This is a genomic window from Rhizobium sp. PDO1-076 (assembly GCF_000247475.1).
Classification (GTDB): Bacteria; Pseudomonadota; Alphaproteobacteria; order Rhizobiales; family Rhizobiaceae; genus Allorhizobium.
Window position 1 is genome coordinate 1 of record NZ_AHZC01000144.1, and the last position, 12,762, is coordinate 12,762.

A 12,762-nucleotide genomic window follows, 5' to 3' on the forward strand; every position below is an offset into this window, starting at 1 on the left:
AAAGCCGGGCGAGACCGGCTGGAACTGCTGGAGCGCAACGCCGCCGTTTTTCGCGCGGTACTGAGCGAAGTGCTGCCGGTTGTACCGGACGCGATCCTTTTGATCGCGTCCAACCCCGTCGATATCATGACGCAGATCACCACGCGCATTTCCGGGCTTGCGCCTCAGCGCATCATCGGCTCGGGCACGATCCTCGACACGGCGCGCTTTCGCAGCCTGGTCGGCCGGCATCTCGGCATTTCGCCGCAGTCGGTGCATGCCTATGTGCTGGGCGAACACGGCGATAGCGAAGTGCTGGCCTGGTCGAGCGCGCGAGCCGGCTCCATTTCGCTGCAATCGTTTGCCGAGCAGGTCGATCACCCTCTGACGGAAGACGTTCGGGCTTCGATAGACGACGGCGTGCGCAATGCCGCCTACAAGATCATCAATGGCAAGGGATCGACCTATTATGGCATCGGTGCGGGACTCGCCCGGATCGTCAAGGCGATCGCGCAGGATCACCGTGATGTGCTGTCGGTCTCGATCGTCACGCCGGAGGTCACCGGCGTTCGCGACGTGGCCCTGTCCATTCCACGGGTTATCGGGCGGGCGGGTGTGATCACCGATCTGTTCCCGGATCTCGACGAACACGAATATGGCGCGCTGAACCGCAGCGCGTCGCTCCTAAAGGCGCTGGCGGATTCCGTTCGGCTTTAAGTGGGGGCTGGCTTCTGTCGCGAAGCATTTGCCTTCTGGCAGGCATCCGGTTTTGATCAGCCAGCATTTGCCCTATAGTGATTTTTTAATGTCTGGACGAACATGAAGATGGATGAACAGGTTGTCGGGGGCGGTGAACTGGCCGACTTCAGGTCGAAGGCGCGCGCAGCGAGTGGCCTGCTCAAAGCCTTGTCGCACGAGACCCGCCTTTTGATCCTCTGCATGCTCAGCCGCGAGGAAAAGACCGTCAGCGAAATCGAGAAGCTTCTTGGGCTTCAGCAGGCTGTCGTCTCGCAGCAGCTTGCCCGGCTCCGCGCCGACAAGATCCTCGAGACCCGCCGCGATGGCCGCCAGATCTATTATCGTATCGCAGACCCGCAGCTCAACGAGTTGATCTCCGTTCTCTACAAGATGTATTGCGAACCGGGCCCTGGTGCGGTTCCGGTTGGGGCCGATGGCGATGCGTCCGATGGGGCATGAACGGCTTGCATGGAACGCGGATGAGGGTTGGCAATGATCGATAAGCTTGAATTCTTCATTGCGCTTGCCCGCGAGCAGCATTTCGGACGGGCGGCTGAAGAATGCGGCGTGACGCAACCGACGCTGTCGGCGGCGATTCGCCAACTTGAGGATCAACTCGGCGTGATGCTGGTCCAGCGCGGCTCGCGCTATCAGGGCCTGACGCCGGAGGGGCAGCGCGTGCTCGAATGGGCGCGGCGGATTGTCGGCGACGCACGCACCTTGCGCGAGGAGATGCGGGCCACCCGCCATGGCCTCGCCGGGCATATCCGGCTGGCGGTCATTCCGACGGCCCTGGCGATGGTCCAGCGTTTGACGGAGCCTTTTCAGCAACGGCATCCGAATGTCACGTTTTCCGTCCTGTCGCGCACTTCGCTGCAGGTGCTGAGCCTGCTTGAAAATCTCGAGATCGATGCGGGCATTACCTATCTCGACAATGAGCCGCTGGGGCGGGTCACGAGCGTGCCGCTTTACTCCGAGCGTTATCATCTGATTACCGCTGCCGGAACGCCGCTTGCCGATCGGGATACGGTGTCCTGGAGCGAAGTGGCCGATCTTCGGCTCTGTCTGCTGACCGCGGACATGCAGAACCGCCGGATCATCAACCAGCATATGGCCGAGGCGGGGGTGACCCCGAAACCGACGCTCGAATCCAACTCGATGATCGTGCTTTTCTCTCATATCCGCACCGGAAAATGGGCTTCGATCATGCCGCGCAACGTGGCTGAATCCTTCGGTTTCACCGAGGCGATCCGGATGATCCCGATCACGGACCCGGATGCCCAACATCTGGTCGGGCTCGTCGCAACGCATCGCGAACCGCATACGCCGCTGGTGTCCGGATTGCTGCACGAAGCCCGATTGCTGGTCGCCGCACAGGCCTTCGATAGATTTTTTCTATCGACCGACGAAACAGCTGCATTGACCTGATCCTCCCAACACGATCATCCTTGAGGGAGGCATCGCTGGCGATTTCGCTGCGGAAGGCTTCAAGCACAATTCGAGGCGGCAAGCCCCGCGCATGGCGATCTGGACGGCTTGTCGGTTTGGGAGGACTGGCACATGAATATTCGGGCGATTGCCGAGGATGAGGCAAGCCGCATCTCAGCGATCATTGAGGACTTGAAGCATCTGGAAGGCCCAATGCTGCCGATCCTGCACGAGATCCAGGCGACGTTCGGCTTTGTTCCGGAAAGTGCCAAGCAGATCATCGCCACGGCGCTCAACCTGTCGCGTGCCGAAGTGCATGGCGTGATCACCTTCTATCACGATTTTCGCGATCATCCGTCCGGTCGGCATGTGCTGAAGCTCTGTCGCGCCGAGGCTTGCCAGTCGATGGGTGGCGAGCCTCTTGCGGAAACACTGCTGTCACGGCTGGGCATCGACTGGCACGGCACCACAGCCGACGGGGCGATTACCGTCGAGCCGGTGTTCTGTCTCGGGCTCTGTGCCCAGGCGCCGGCCGCCATGCTTGACGGCGAATTGCATGCAAGACTTGACGAACACTGTCTGACCGACATCGTTGCGGAGGCACGCCGATGAGCGTCACCGTATTTGTACCCCATGATTCAGCAGCCCTTGCCGTTGGTGCCAACAGGGTTGCGGCGGCCATCGAGCGGGAAGCCACAGCGCGCGGGCTCGACGTCACGATCGTTCGCAACGGCTCGCGCGGCATGCTGTGGCTTGAAGTTCTGGTGGAGGTTCGCACGGAAGCCGGGCGTATCGCCTACGGCCCGGTTGCGCCTTCGGACGTCCCGGCGCTGTTCGATGCCGATTTTCTCGCCGGTGGTGCACATCCGCTCTGTCATGGCGAAACGAAAGAAATTCCGTTCCTCAAGGGTCAGACACGGCTTACGTTCTCGCGATGTGGCGTGACGGATCCGCTGTCGCTGGATGACTATCGGCGCTATCAGGGCCTGAAGGGTCTGGAAAAGGCGATTGCGCTTCCACCGGCAGAGATTGTCAGCCAGGTGACGAACAGCGGTCTGCGCGGTCGTGGCGGGGCGGGCTTTCCGACCGGTATCAAATGGAAGACGGTGGCTGACGCGAAGGCGGACCAGAAGTATATCGTCTGTAACGCAGACGAGGGCGACAGCGGCACGTTTGCGGATCGGATGATCATGGAGGGGGATCCCTTCGTGCTGATCGAAGGCATGGTTATCGCCGGCATCGCCACCGGTGCCACAAAGGGCTATGTCTACACCCGGTCGGAATATCCTTATGCAATCGCGATGATGAACGAGGCGATCGAGATCGCCCGCCACGCCGGCATTCTCGGGACTTCCGTGTTGGGTTCGGCTTACGCTTTCGACATGGAAGTGCGCGAAGGCGCGGGTGCCTATGTCTGTGGTGAGGAAACCTCGCTGCTCAACAGCCTTGAAGGCAAGCGCGGTATCGTGCGCGCCAAGCCGCCGCTGCCGGCGCTGCAAGGCCTGTTCGGCAAGCCGACCGTGGTCAACAATGTCATGTCGCTCGCCTCGATCCCGGTCATCATGGACCAGGGCGCGCAATTCTATCGCGATTTCGGTGTCGGTCGGTCGCATGGCACGATCCCGATCCAGATTGCCGGCAATATCAAGCATGGTGGCCTGTACGAGACGGCATTCGGCCTGACGCTTGGCCAGCTGATCGACGAGATCGGCGGCGGCACATTGTCCGGCCGTCCGGTCAAGGCGGTTCAGGTCGGCGGCCCGCTCGGCGCCTATTTTCCGCGCGCGCTGTTCGATACGGTTTTCGACTATGAGGCGTTCGCCGCGCGTGACGGACTGATCGGCCATGCCGGCATCGTTGTCTTCGACGACACGGCCGACATGTTGAAACAGGCGCGCTTCGCCATGGAATTCTGCGCCATCGAAAGCTGCGGCAAGTGCACGCCCTGTCGCATCGGCTCGACGCGTGGCGTCGAGACGGCCGACAGGATAGCTCAGGGCATCGAGCCGGAGAAAAACCGGGAATTGCTGACCGATCTCTGCAACACGATGAAATTCGGCTCGCTCTGTGCGCTGGGCGGCTTCACGCCCTATCCGGTGCTGAGCGCGATGACGCATTTCCCGGACGACTTTGCGCCGGCACCTCTGGTGGAGGCGGCGGAATGAACGAAGCGAACAAGGTCAAAGGTCCCGCGTCCTACTTTCCGTCGATCGAAAAGACCTATGGTCAGCCAATAGACCACTGGGTCGCGCTGATCCGTGGTCAGGCCGGGCTGACGCATATGCAGATCGTCAACTGGCTCAAGCAGACACACGGCCTGGGGCATGGTCATGCCAACGCGCTTGTGGCGCATACGCTGGCCGAAACGAAACAAGCGGGAGGGATCTGAAACATGCGCAATCCTTCCTTCGATTTCAAAGGAGCCTTCTGATGGGTCTCGTTCCGGAAATTGACTTTGGCACACCTGCGTCCCTGGCGACCGAGACCGTCACGCTGACCATCGACGGTCGCGAGATCACCGTTGCCGCCGGCACCTCGATCATGCGCGCTTCGATGGAGGCCGGCATCCAGGTGCCGAAACTCTGCGCCACGGACATGGTCGATGCCTTCGGCTCCTGCCGCCTCTGTCTGGTGGAGGTCGAGGGCCGCAATGGCACGCCCGCATCCTGCACGACCCCAGTTGCGGCCGGGCTTGTCGTGCACACCCAGACGGAGCGACTGAAGCAGATCCGCAAGGGGGTGATGGAACTCTACATTTCCGACCACCCGCTCGACTGTCTGACATGCGCCGCCAATGGCGACTGTGAGCTACAAGACATGGCGGGCGCTGTCGGCCTGCGCGACGTGCGCTACGGCTACGAGGGCGACAATCACGTCAAGGCGCGCTCGGGTGCTGGTGAAAGCAATGCCCGCTACATGCCGAAGGACGAAAGCAATCCGTATTTCACCTATGACCCGGCCAAATGCATCGTCTGCTCGCGTTGCGTCAGGGCCTGCGAGGAAGTGCAGGGTACGTTCGCGCTGACCATCGAGGGACGCGGTTTCGGCAGCCGTGTGTCACCCGGTGCGCACGAAGACTTCCTGTCGTCCGAATGCGTCTCCTGCGGCGCCTGCGTTCAGGCCTGTCCGACCGCAACGCTGACCGAAAAGTCGGTCATCGCCATCGGCCAGCCGGAACATTCCGAGGTGACCACCTGTGCCTATTGCGGCGTCGGCTGTTCGTTTAAGGCGGAAATGCGCGGCGAAGAACTGGTGCGCATGGTGCCGTGGAAGGACGGCAAGGCCAATCGCGGCCATTCCTGCGTCAAGGGAAGGTTCGCCTATGGTTACGCAAGCCACAAGGACCGCATCCTCAATCCGATGGTGCGCGAGAATATCAGCGATCCCTGGCGTGAGGTGACCTGGGACGAGGCCTTCGCCCATATCGCGGCGGAATTCAAGCGCATCCAGTATCAGTACGGGCGCGAGGCGATAGGCGGCATCACTTCGTCGCGCTGCACGAACGAAGAAACCTATCTGGTGCAGAAGCTGATCCGCGCCGGCTTCGGCAACAACAATGTCGATACCTGCGCCCGCGTCTGCCATTCTCCGACAGGCTATGGTCTGGGCCAGGCCTTCGGTACGTCGGCAGGAACGCAGGATTTCGACAGTGTCGAGCATTCCGATGTGGTCGTGGTTATCGGCGCCAATCCGACGGACGGCCATCCGGTGTTCGGGTCGCGGCTGAAGAAGCGGTTGCGCCAGGGCGCGAAACTGATCGTCATCGATCCGCGTCGGACCGATATTGTCCGCAGCCCGCATATCGAGGCAGCCTTCCACCTGCCGCTGAAGCCTGGCACCAATGTCGCCGTGATGACGGCCATGGCGCATGTCATTGTCACCGAGGGCCTGTTCGCCGAGGCTTTCATTCGCGAACGCTGCGACTGGTCGGAATTCGAGGATTGGGCCTCGTTCGTCGCCGAGCCGCAGCACAGCCCGGAATCCACCGAGGCATTCACCGGCGTCCCGGCTGCCGACCTTCGCGGGGCCGCTCGCCTGTATGCGACCGGCGGCAATGGCGCGATCTATTATGGTCTGGGCGTGACGGAACATAGTCAGGGCTCGACAACCGTCATGGCAATCGCCAACCTCTCCATGGTGACCGGCAATATCGGTCGTCCCGGAGTGGGCGTGAACCCATTGCGCGGGCAGAACAATGTGCAGGGTTCCTGCGACATGGGTTCTTTCCCGCACGAGTTTCCCGGCTACCGTCATGTGTCGGACGACGCCACGCGCGACACCTTTGAAAAACTCTGGGGCGTGACGCTTAGCGATGAGCCGGGCCTTCGCATTCCCAACATGCTCGATGCGGCCGTCGACGGCACGTTCAAGGGGATCTACATCCAGGGCGAGGACATTCTCCAGTCCGATCCGGATACCAAACATGTGTCGGCCGGCCTTGCCGCGATGGAATGTGTCGTGGTGCACGACCTCTTCCTCAACGAGACGGCCAACTATGCCCATGTCTTCCTGCCGGGTTCGACCTTCCTGGAAAAGGACGGCACCTTCACCAATGCCGAACGCCGCATCAACCGCGTGCGCAAGGTGATGAGCCCGAAGAACGGCTACAGCGACTGGGAGGTGACACAGAAGCTTGCCCAGGCGATGGGGCTCAACTGGACCTACAGCCATCCGTCCGAAATCATGGACGAGATCGCCGCGACCACGCCGAGCTTTGCCAATGTTTCCTATGCCTATCTCGAGAAGATGGGATCGGTGCAGTGGCCCTGCAACGAAGCGCATCCGGAGGGCTCGCCGATCATGCATACCGATGGTTTCGTGCGCGGCAGGGGTAAGTTCATCCGCACCGAATATGTCGCGACCGACGAACGCACCGGACCGCGCTTCCCGCTGCTTCTGACCACCGGCCGTATCCTGTCGCAGTATAATGTCGGCGCGCAGACGCGGCGGACGGAAAACACGGTCTGGCATGGCGAGGACCGGCTGGAAGTGCATCCGCATGATGCCGAACAACGCGGGATCAAGGATGGCGACTGGATCAAGCTGACCAGCCGTTCGGGCGATACGACGCTGCGCGCGTTGCTCACAGACCGGGTGTCGCCGGGCGTGGTCTACACCACCTTCCACCATCCCGACACCCAGGCCAACGTCATCACCACGGACTTCTCCGACTGGGCGACCAATTGCCCGGAATACAAGGTGACCGCGGTGCAGGTTTCGCCGTCGAACGGCCCGACCGAGTGGCAGGAGGACTATGACGAACTGTCGCGTCGCTCGCGTCGTATCGTCGGCAAGCTCGAGGCTGCGGAGTGACGCATGGCGGTATCGTCCGGCTTCTGGCCATTGGTCTTGATGCGAGTTGCACTGTGCGGCCGCTGGCAGGCAAGCAACGGTAGCAAGGGGCTGGCGGCATGACTGTGCGAAACGTGAGCCTTGCGGTTCGGGAAATCCGCAGTCGCCGTGGACTGATGACGGAGGCAAACCGTCTGGTGCCGGAAGAAGTGCCGATCGCCTTTTCCTATGGCGGCAGCACCCATGCCGTGATGATGGCGACGCCCGACGATCTCGAGGATTTCGCCGTGGGGTTTTCCCTGGCCGAAGGCATTATCGGACATGCGCGCGAAATCGTTGATATCGAGGTGGTCGAGGCCGGTGACGGGATCGATGTGCAGGTGGTGCTGGTGGATGCCAATGCAGAAGCCTTGACCTCACGGCGCAGGCGTATGGCTGGCCCCGTCGGATGCGGTCTTTGCGGCATCGAATCGATCGAGCAGGCGACGCGTGTGGTGCCGGCGATTGCAGACAGTGGCTTCGCCCTTCAGCCCGCACAGATCGCCGAGGCGATGCGGCTTCTGGGCGAGGGGCAAAGGCTCAATCGGGAAACGCGGGCGGTTCATGCCGCCGGTTTTTATGTGCCGGGCCAAGGCGTGGTGGCGATCCGCGAAGATGTCGGGCGGCACAATGCGCTCGACAAGCTTGCCGGTGCAGTGTTGCTGGGTGGATGGTCGCCGGCCGAAGGGGCGGTGGTCGTCACCAGCCGGCTCTCGGTCGAGATGGTGCAAAAGACGGCGGCGCTTGGCAGTCCGATGCTGATCGCGATTTCAGCGCCCACGGCTCTCGCCATCCGTACGGCAGAAAAAGCGGGCATGACCCTGATCGGCATTGCCCGCGATGATGATTTCGAAATTTTTACCGGGTCTGAAAAAGTGGTCCAGGGAGTGTTCCACCATGTCTCATAGCGGCACCGACGAAAAGCTCGTGCGGATGGCAAACCAGATCGCCACTTTCTTTCTGTCGCAACCGCTGGAGGTTCGGGTGGATGGCGTGGCCTTGCACATCAACAAGTTCTGGGAGAAGCGCATGCGGCGCCGCTTCTTTGAGATGATCGATGCTCATCAAGACGGGTTCCTGCCGCTGGTCGTCGAGGCAGCTGTGAAGATCGAGCGCCCTGATCCGGTGGCGGCACACAATCCTGCCGAGATGTCGTCGTCCTGATCGGGTGATGACCAGCTTCCTGGTAGCCTGGGCACTCAAGCCTAGAAGGCAAGCCCGAAACGCAAAAAGCGGCCAGTGGCCGCTTTTCGTCATCTTGGACCGCAGATGGCCGGCAATTACGCCGCCAGATCTTCCAAGTCGCTGCCCTTGAACATCTTGGCGAGGTTCAGGAAGCAGATCATGCCGTTTTCGTTGGCGATGATGCCTTCCGAGAAGGTCTTGTCGAAGGAGGCGGAGATTTCCGGCACCGGCTGAACCTGGCTGGACGGAATGGTCAGGATGTCCGAAACACGGTCGACCAGCATGCCGATGACCATGTTGTGCACTTCCGCAACCACGATGGCAGAGCGCTCATTGGCAACCGTCGACTTCATGCCCAGCTTGTAGGCCAGGTCGATGATCGGGATCACCGAGCCGCGCAGGTTCATCACGCCGATGACGTCGGCCGGTGCGTGCGGGATCGGCGTCGACGGAGCCCAGCCGCGAATTTCGCGGATCGTGGTCGTCTTGACGCAAAATTCCTGATCATGAAGCCGGAAAGCGATGATCTCGAGGGTTTCCCCGCTGAAACTTGTCGAACTGATCGTGGTTGCCATTAGAAATCTTCCCAACCTTCCTGTGCCTTGGCCGATGCACCTACGCCTGCGGCGCGAGCGACCTGAGCCATGAGTTTGCGTGCCGGCGATGCAACAGGAGGGGCATCAGGACGCGCTTGGTGTATAATATGCGAAGAGTGTTGCCCAATTCTAAACTGCGCAACAAGACTGCGAAGCGTTGCCGCCTCGCGGGCGAGGCTATGGCTGGCGGCGGTCGATTCCTCGACCATGGCGGCATTCTGCTGGGTGTTCTGGTCCAGCGCGTTGACCGCCTTGTTGATTTCCAAGAGCCCGGTCGACTGTTCCTTGGATGCCTCGACGATGGCGATGACATTCAGGTTGATATCCTGGACTTCCGATACGATCTGCTCCAGCGCCTTGCCGGTTTCTCCCACCAGATCAACGCCGTTCTTCACCTGGCCGGACGATGTGGTGATGAGCGCCTTGATCTCCTTGGCCGCGTTGGCCGATCGTTGCGCCAGTTCGCGCACTTCCTGCGCGACGACGGCAAAGCCCTTGCCTGCTTCGCCGGCGCGAGCCGCTTCCACACCGGCGTTTAAGGCGAGTAGGTTTGTCTGGAAGGCAATATCGTCAATGACGCCGATGATGTTGGAAATCTCGCGCGACGAGTTTTCGATCTGGTCCATGGCGCCGATCGCCTTCTTGACGACATCGCCGGATCGCTCCGCCGCAGCCTTGGTACGACCGACCATCTGTCCCGCCTCGATCGCCCGCTTGGAACTGTTGGACACGGTCTGGGTAATCTGCTCCAGCGCGGTCGCGGTTTCCTCAATCGCGGCGGCCTGTTGTTCTGTGCGTTTCGACAGGCTGTCGGAAGCTGTGCGGATCTCGGACGAACCGGCAGCGATGGCCTCAGTATTGGTGTTGACGGTGCGGATCGCCTGATGCAGCTTTTCGATCGAAGCGTTAAAATCCACCCGGGTCTTCTCAAGCGCCGGCATGAAAGGATTGTCGATGCGCGCCGTCAGGTCGCCATTGGCAAGAGCGGTCAGCCCATGCGCCAGTTCATCGACGGCGCGGACCCGTTCGGTCACATCGGTTGCATATTTCACCACCTTGAAGACGCGGCCATTGGCATCGAAGATCGGATTGTAGGAGGCCTGGATCCAGACGACCTTGCCGCCCTTGCCGATGCGCTTGAATTCCTCGGCAACATATTGACCGGACGCCAGCGTCTGCCAGAACTTGCGATAGTCTTCCGTGCGTGTGTAGTCCGGCTCACAGAAGATCGCATGGTGCTGACCGACGATTTCGGTCAGGCTGTAGCCGAGCGTCTTGAGGAAGTTTTCATTGGCGGTGAGGATTTCGCCGGTGGGGGTGAACTCGATGGTCGCCTGAACGCGGGAAATGGCTTCCAGCTTGCCGCTGTCTTCCGCCGACTTCTGCTTTCTCGCCGTGATGTCCGTGGCGAACTTGACGATCTTGTATGGCTTTCCTCCGCGCATGACCGGGTTGTAGGAGGCCTGGATCCAGATCTCCGAGCCGTCCTTGGCAATGCGCTTGTATTCGCGGCTGTCGAATTGGCCCCGCCCAAGGCTTGCCCAGAATTCGCGATATTCCGGGCTGGCCACATAGGCCGGCTCGCAGAACATGCGGTGATGCTTGCCCTTGATCTCGCTCAGGCTGTAGCCCAGCGTGCGACAGAAATTTTCGTTTGCCGTCAGGATCGTCCCGTCGAGGCTGAATTCGATGATCGCCTGGGATCGACCCAATGCCGTCAGGATCGATTTTGAATCGCCTGCATTTGCCAATAGAAATGCCATATTGCCCTCCGGGTCGACCAAGGTTCGATACAGATTGGCGGCCTCCATTGAGGGAAGCCGCCAATTTCTAGGGGTCAATTATGGCTATCAAGTCTTAAGAGAGGCTCAAATATATCATGGCTTTCGCGCAACGGTTGATCATTTGCCCGTCATTTTGTGCAAATTTTACAACCGGCTTGACGATCAGGACGGCCGAAGTCACGTAAAAAGAAGCGTATTAGTGAAGTGCTAAATTAAGCTTTGCATATTTACCCGGCTCGTGTCGGGCGGTCGAGAATACGCTTGCCGAACAGGCTTGCGGCCAGATCAACCATCACATGGGCGCTGCGGCCGCGGTCATCGAGGAAAGGGTTCAGTTCGACGAGATCGAGCGACGAGACCAGGCCGCTGTCGTGCAGAAGCTCCATGATCAGATGGGCCTCGCGAAAGGTCGCGCCGCCGGGCACGGTCGTGCCAACGCCGGGTGCTATGCCCGGATCGAGGAAGTCGACGTCGAGACTGACATGCAGAAGTGCATTGGCCTGGCGGACGTCCTTGAGGATCTGTTTCAGGATACCGGCCATGCCTTCTTCGTCGATCGCTCGCATGTCGTAGACATTGACCGCATTTTCCGAAATCAGCCGACGTTCCTCGTCATCCACGGACCTAATGCCGACCTGGTAGACATGGCTGGGGTTGACCAGCGGACGGGCCGGATCAAGGATCGGCGCGAATTCGGCCTTGCCGCAGAAAAACGCGACGGGCATGCCGTGAATATTGCCGGAGGGGGACGTTGCCGGCGCATTGAAGTCGGAATGGGCATCGAGCCAGAGGACGAAGAGCGGGCGGCCCTTTTCGTGGGCGTGCCGCGCCATGCCGGAGACGCTGCCCATCGAAAGGCTGTGGTCGCCGCCGAGCAGCACGGGCACCGAGCCCTTGGCCGCGGCCTCATAGGTTGCAGCCTCGACTGCGCGGGTGAAGGCCCCGACGATCGCCAGATGTTTGGCCTTGTCCATGATCGGCAGATCAGACGCAGGCGCCGGGCGAAGGTCGCCTGCGTCAGTGACGTCATAACCGAGATCAACAAGGGCAGGGGCAATGCCGGCAATACGCAGCGCTGCCGGTCCCATGGCACAGCCGCCACGTCCGGATCCTTCTTCGAGCGGCACACCGATCAGTGTGACGTTTCTGGTTTGCTTGGCCATGGGTGATCCTTGGAAATGGTTGAGAGCCGATGATGCGCCATGTCTGCGTTGGCAAAAAGCTGGAACATCGTCATAAAGCACTATAGTTTGTGCAAATCGCAACCATATGATGACGAAGTGTAACGATGGATGATCTCGACCGCGATATTCTGAGCGCTCTTCGGCAAAATGCCCGGATACCCGTTGCCTCGCTTGCCGCGATGACCGGCGCATCGCGTGCAACCATCTCGGCCCGGATCGATCGCCTTGTCTCCAATGGCACGATCGCCGCCTTCACCATCCTGACCGGACGGGAAATCCAACCGACCGGGGTCAGGGCAATCATCATGATCGAAGTCGTCGGCAAGTTTGCCGATCGGGTGGCGCAGCAGTTGCACGGCATTCCGCAGGTGAAGTCGCTGCACAGCACCAATGGCCGCTGGGACTTCATTGCCGAACTCGAGGATCGGGATCTGGCCGGCTTCGACGAAACGCTGCGGCGCATCCGTCTTATCGAGGGGATCAACAGCACCGAATCCAGTATTCTGCTCAAAACCAGCAAGGTCGCCTGAGCGGCCA

The 12,762-nt window shown here is 60.7% G+C and carries 13 protein-coding genes; 10 read left to right on the forward strand and 3 right to left on the reverse strand.

Going from position 1 to position 12,762, the window contains the following annotated elements; genetic code table 11:
- From PDO_RS10035 to PDO_RS10075, 9 genes are all read left to right on the forward strand, one after another.
- The coding region (locus tag PDO_RS10035) for a lactate/malate family dehydrogenase (protein WP_007601282.1) at positions 1-696 on the forward strand (696 nt) is incomplete at its 5' end.
- Positions 697-798: 102 nt separating this feature from the next.
- Positions 799-1,176 (forward strand): ArsR/SmtB family transcription factor, encoded by a 378-nt coding sequence (locus tag PDO_RS10040; RefSeq protein ID WP_007601284.1) that lies wholly within the window; start codon positions 799-801, stop codon positions 1,174-1,176.
- Between the two features lie 33 nt (positions 1,177-1,209).
- Complete coding sequence (locus tag PDO_RS10045; protein ID WP_007601286.1) at positions 1,210-2,145, forward strand: LysR family transcriptional regulator; 936 nt, start codon at positions 1,210-1,212, stop codon at positions 2,143-2,145.
- A gap of 132 nt (positions 2,146-2,277) precedes the next feature.
- Positions 2,278-2,757: a formate dehydrogenase subunit gamma gene (locus PDO_RS10050; RefSeq protein WP_007601289.1), complete on the forward strand. Its 480-nt coding sequence runs from the start codon at positions 2,278-2,280 to the stop codon at positions 2,755-2,757.
- Positions 2,754-4,310, forward strand: a complete 1,557-nt coding sequence (locus tag PDO_RS10055) for a formate dehydrogenase beta subunit (RefSeq protein ID WP_007601291.1) — start codon at positions 2,754-2,756, stop codon at positions 4,308-4,310. The genes PDO_RS10050 and PDO_RS10055 overlap by 4 nt, the downstream gene beginning before the upstream one ends.
- Positions 4,307-4,534 carry a DUF4287 domain-containing protein gene (locus tag PDO_RS10060; RefSeq protein ID WP_007601294.1) on the forward strand — a complete coding sequence of 76 codons (228 nt, stop codon included), beginning with the start codon at positions 4,307-4,309 and terminating at the stop codon, positions 4,532-4,534. The genes PDO_RS10055 and PDO_RS10060 overlap by 4 nt, the downstream gene beginning before the upstream one ends.
- 41 nt (positions 4,535-4,575) lie before the next feature.
- Positions 4,576-7,458: a formate dehydrogenase subunit alpha gene (fdhF, locus tag PDO_RS10065; protein ID WP_007601295.1), complete on the forward strand. Its 2,883-nt coding sequence runs from the start codon at positions 4,576-4,578 to the stop codon at positions 7,456-7,458.
- 98 nt (positions 7,459-7,556) lie between these two features.
- The gene (fdhD, locus tag PDO_RS10070) at positions 7,557-8,384 is read left to right on the forward strand and encodes a formate dehydrogenase accessory sulfurtransferase FdhD (RefSeq protein ID WP_007601297.1); all 828 of its coding nucleotides are present in this window, start codon (positions 7,557-7,559) and stop codon (positions 8,382-8,384) included.
- Entirely contained in the window at positions 8,374-8,640 is a 267-nt protein-coding gene (locus PDO_RS10075; RefSeq protein WP_007601299.1) for a formate dehydrogenase subunit delta, read from the forward strand. The genes fdhD and PDO_RS10075 overlap by 11 nt, the downstream gene beginning before the upstream one ends.
- A gap of 116 nt (positions 8,641-8,756) precedes the next feature.
- Here PDO_RS10075 and PDO_RS10080 read toward each other — a convergent pair whose 3' ends face one another.
- The 3 genes from PDO_RS10080 to rocF all read right to left on the reverse strand — a co-directional run bounded on the left by PDO_RS10080 (position 8,757) and on the right by rocF (position 12,204).
- A complete protein-coding gene (locus tag PDO_RS10080; RefSeq protein ID WP_007601301.1) occupies positions 8,757-9,236 on the reverse strand; it encodes a chemotaxis protein CheW in 480 nt (159 codons plus the stop codon).
- A complete protein-coding gene (locus tag PDO_RS10085; protein WP_037073343.1) occupies positions 9,236-11,020 on the reverse strand; it encodes a methyl-accepting chemotaxis protein in 1,785 nt (594 codons plus the stop codon). The genes PDO_RS10080 and PDO_RS10085 overlap by 1 nt, the downstream gene beginning before the upstream one ends.
- Positions 11,021-11,268: 248 nt before the next feature.
- Positions 11,269-12,204 (reverse strand): arginase, encoded by a 936-nt coding sequence (gene rocF / locus PDO_RS10090; protein ID WP_007601305.1) that lies wholly within the window; start codon positions 12,202-12,204, stop codon positions 11,269-11,271.
- Positions 12,205-12,329: 125 nt separating this feature from the next.
- Between rocF and PDO_RS10095 the strand changes: the two genes are divergently transcribed.
- The gene (locus PDO_RS10095; protein ID WP_007601307.1) at positions 12,330-12,755 is read left to right on the forward strand and encodes an Lrp/AsnC family transcriptional regulator; all 426 of its coding nucleotides are present in this window, start codon (positions 12,330-12,332) and stop codon (positions 12,753-12,755) included.
- The last annotated feature ends 7 nt before the right edge of the window (positions 12,756-12,762 follow it).

Excerpts from the sequence above, each read along its gene's own strand:
- PDO_RS10040 (WP_007601284.1), top strand. The coding sequence starts at position 799 with ATGAAGATGGATGAACAGGTTGTCGGGGGCGGTGAACTGGCCGACTTC.
- PDO_RS10045 (WP_007601286.1), top strand. The coding sequence starts at position 1,210 with ATGATCGATAAGCTTGAATTCTTCATTGCGCTTGCCCGCGAGCAGCAT.
- PDO_RS10050 (WP_007601289.1), top strand. The coding sequence starts at position 2,278 with ATGAATATTCGGGCGATTGCCGAGGATGAGGCAAGCCGCATCTCAGCG.
- PDO_RS10055 (WP_007601291.1), top strand. The coding sequence starts at position 2,754 with ATGAGCGTCACCGTATTTGTACCCCATGATTCAGCAGCCCTTGCCGTT.
- PDO_RS10060 (WP_007601294.1), top strand. The coding sequence starts at position 4,307 with ATGAACGAAGCGAACAAGGTCAAAGGTCCCGCGTCCTACTTTCCGTCG.
- fdhF (WP_007601295.1), top strand. The coding sequence starts at position 4,576 with ATGGGTCTCGTTCCGGAAATTGACTTTGGCACACCTGCGTCCCTGGCG.
- fdhD (WP_007601297.1), top strand. The coding sequence starts at position 7,557 with ATGACTGTGCGAAACGTGAGCCTTGCGGTTCGGGAAATCCGCAGTCGC.
- PDO_RS10075 (WP_007601299.1), top strand. The coding sequence starts at position 8,374 with ATGTCTCATAGCGGCACCGACGAAAAGCTCGTGCGGATGGCAAACCAG.
- PDO_RS10080 (WP_007601301.1), bottom strand. The coding sequence starts at position 9,236 with ATGGCAACCACGATCAGTTCGACAAGTTTCAGCGGGGAAACCCTCGAG.
- PDO_RS10085 (WP_037073343.1), bottom strand. The coding sequence starts at position 11,020 with ATGGCATTTCTATTGGCAAATGCAGGCGATTCAAAATCGATCCTGACG.
- rocF (WP_007601305.1), bottom strand. The coding sequence starts at position 12,204 with ATGGCCAAGCAAACCAGAAACGTCACACTGATCGGTGTGCCGCTCGAA.
- PDO_RS10095 (WP_007601307.1), top strand. The coding sequence starts at position 12,330 with ATGGATGATCTCGACCGCGATATTCTGAGCGCTCTTCGGCAAAATGCC.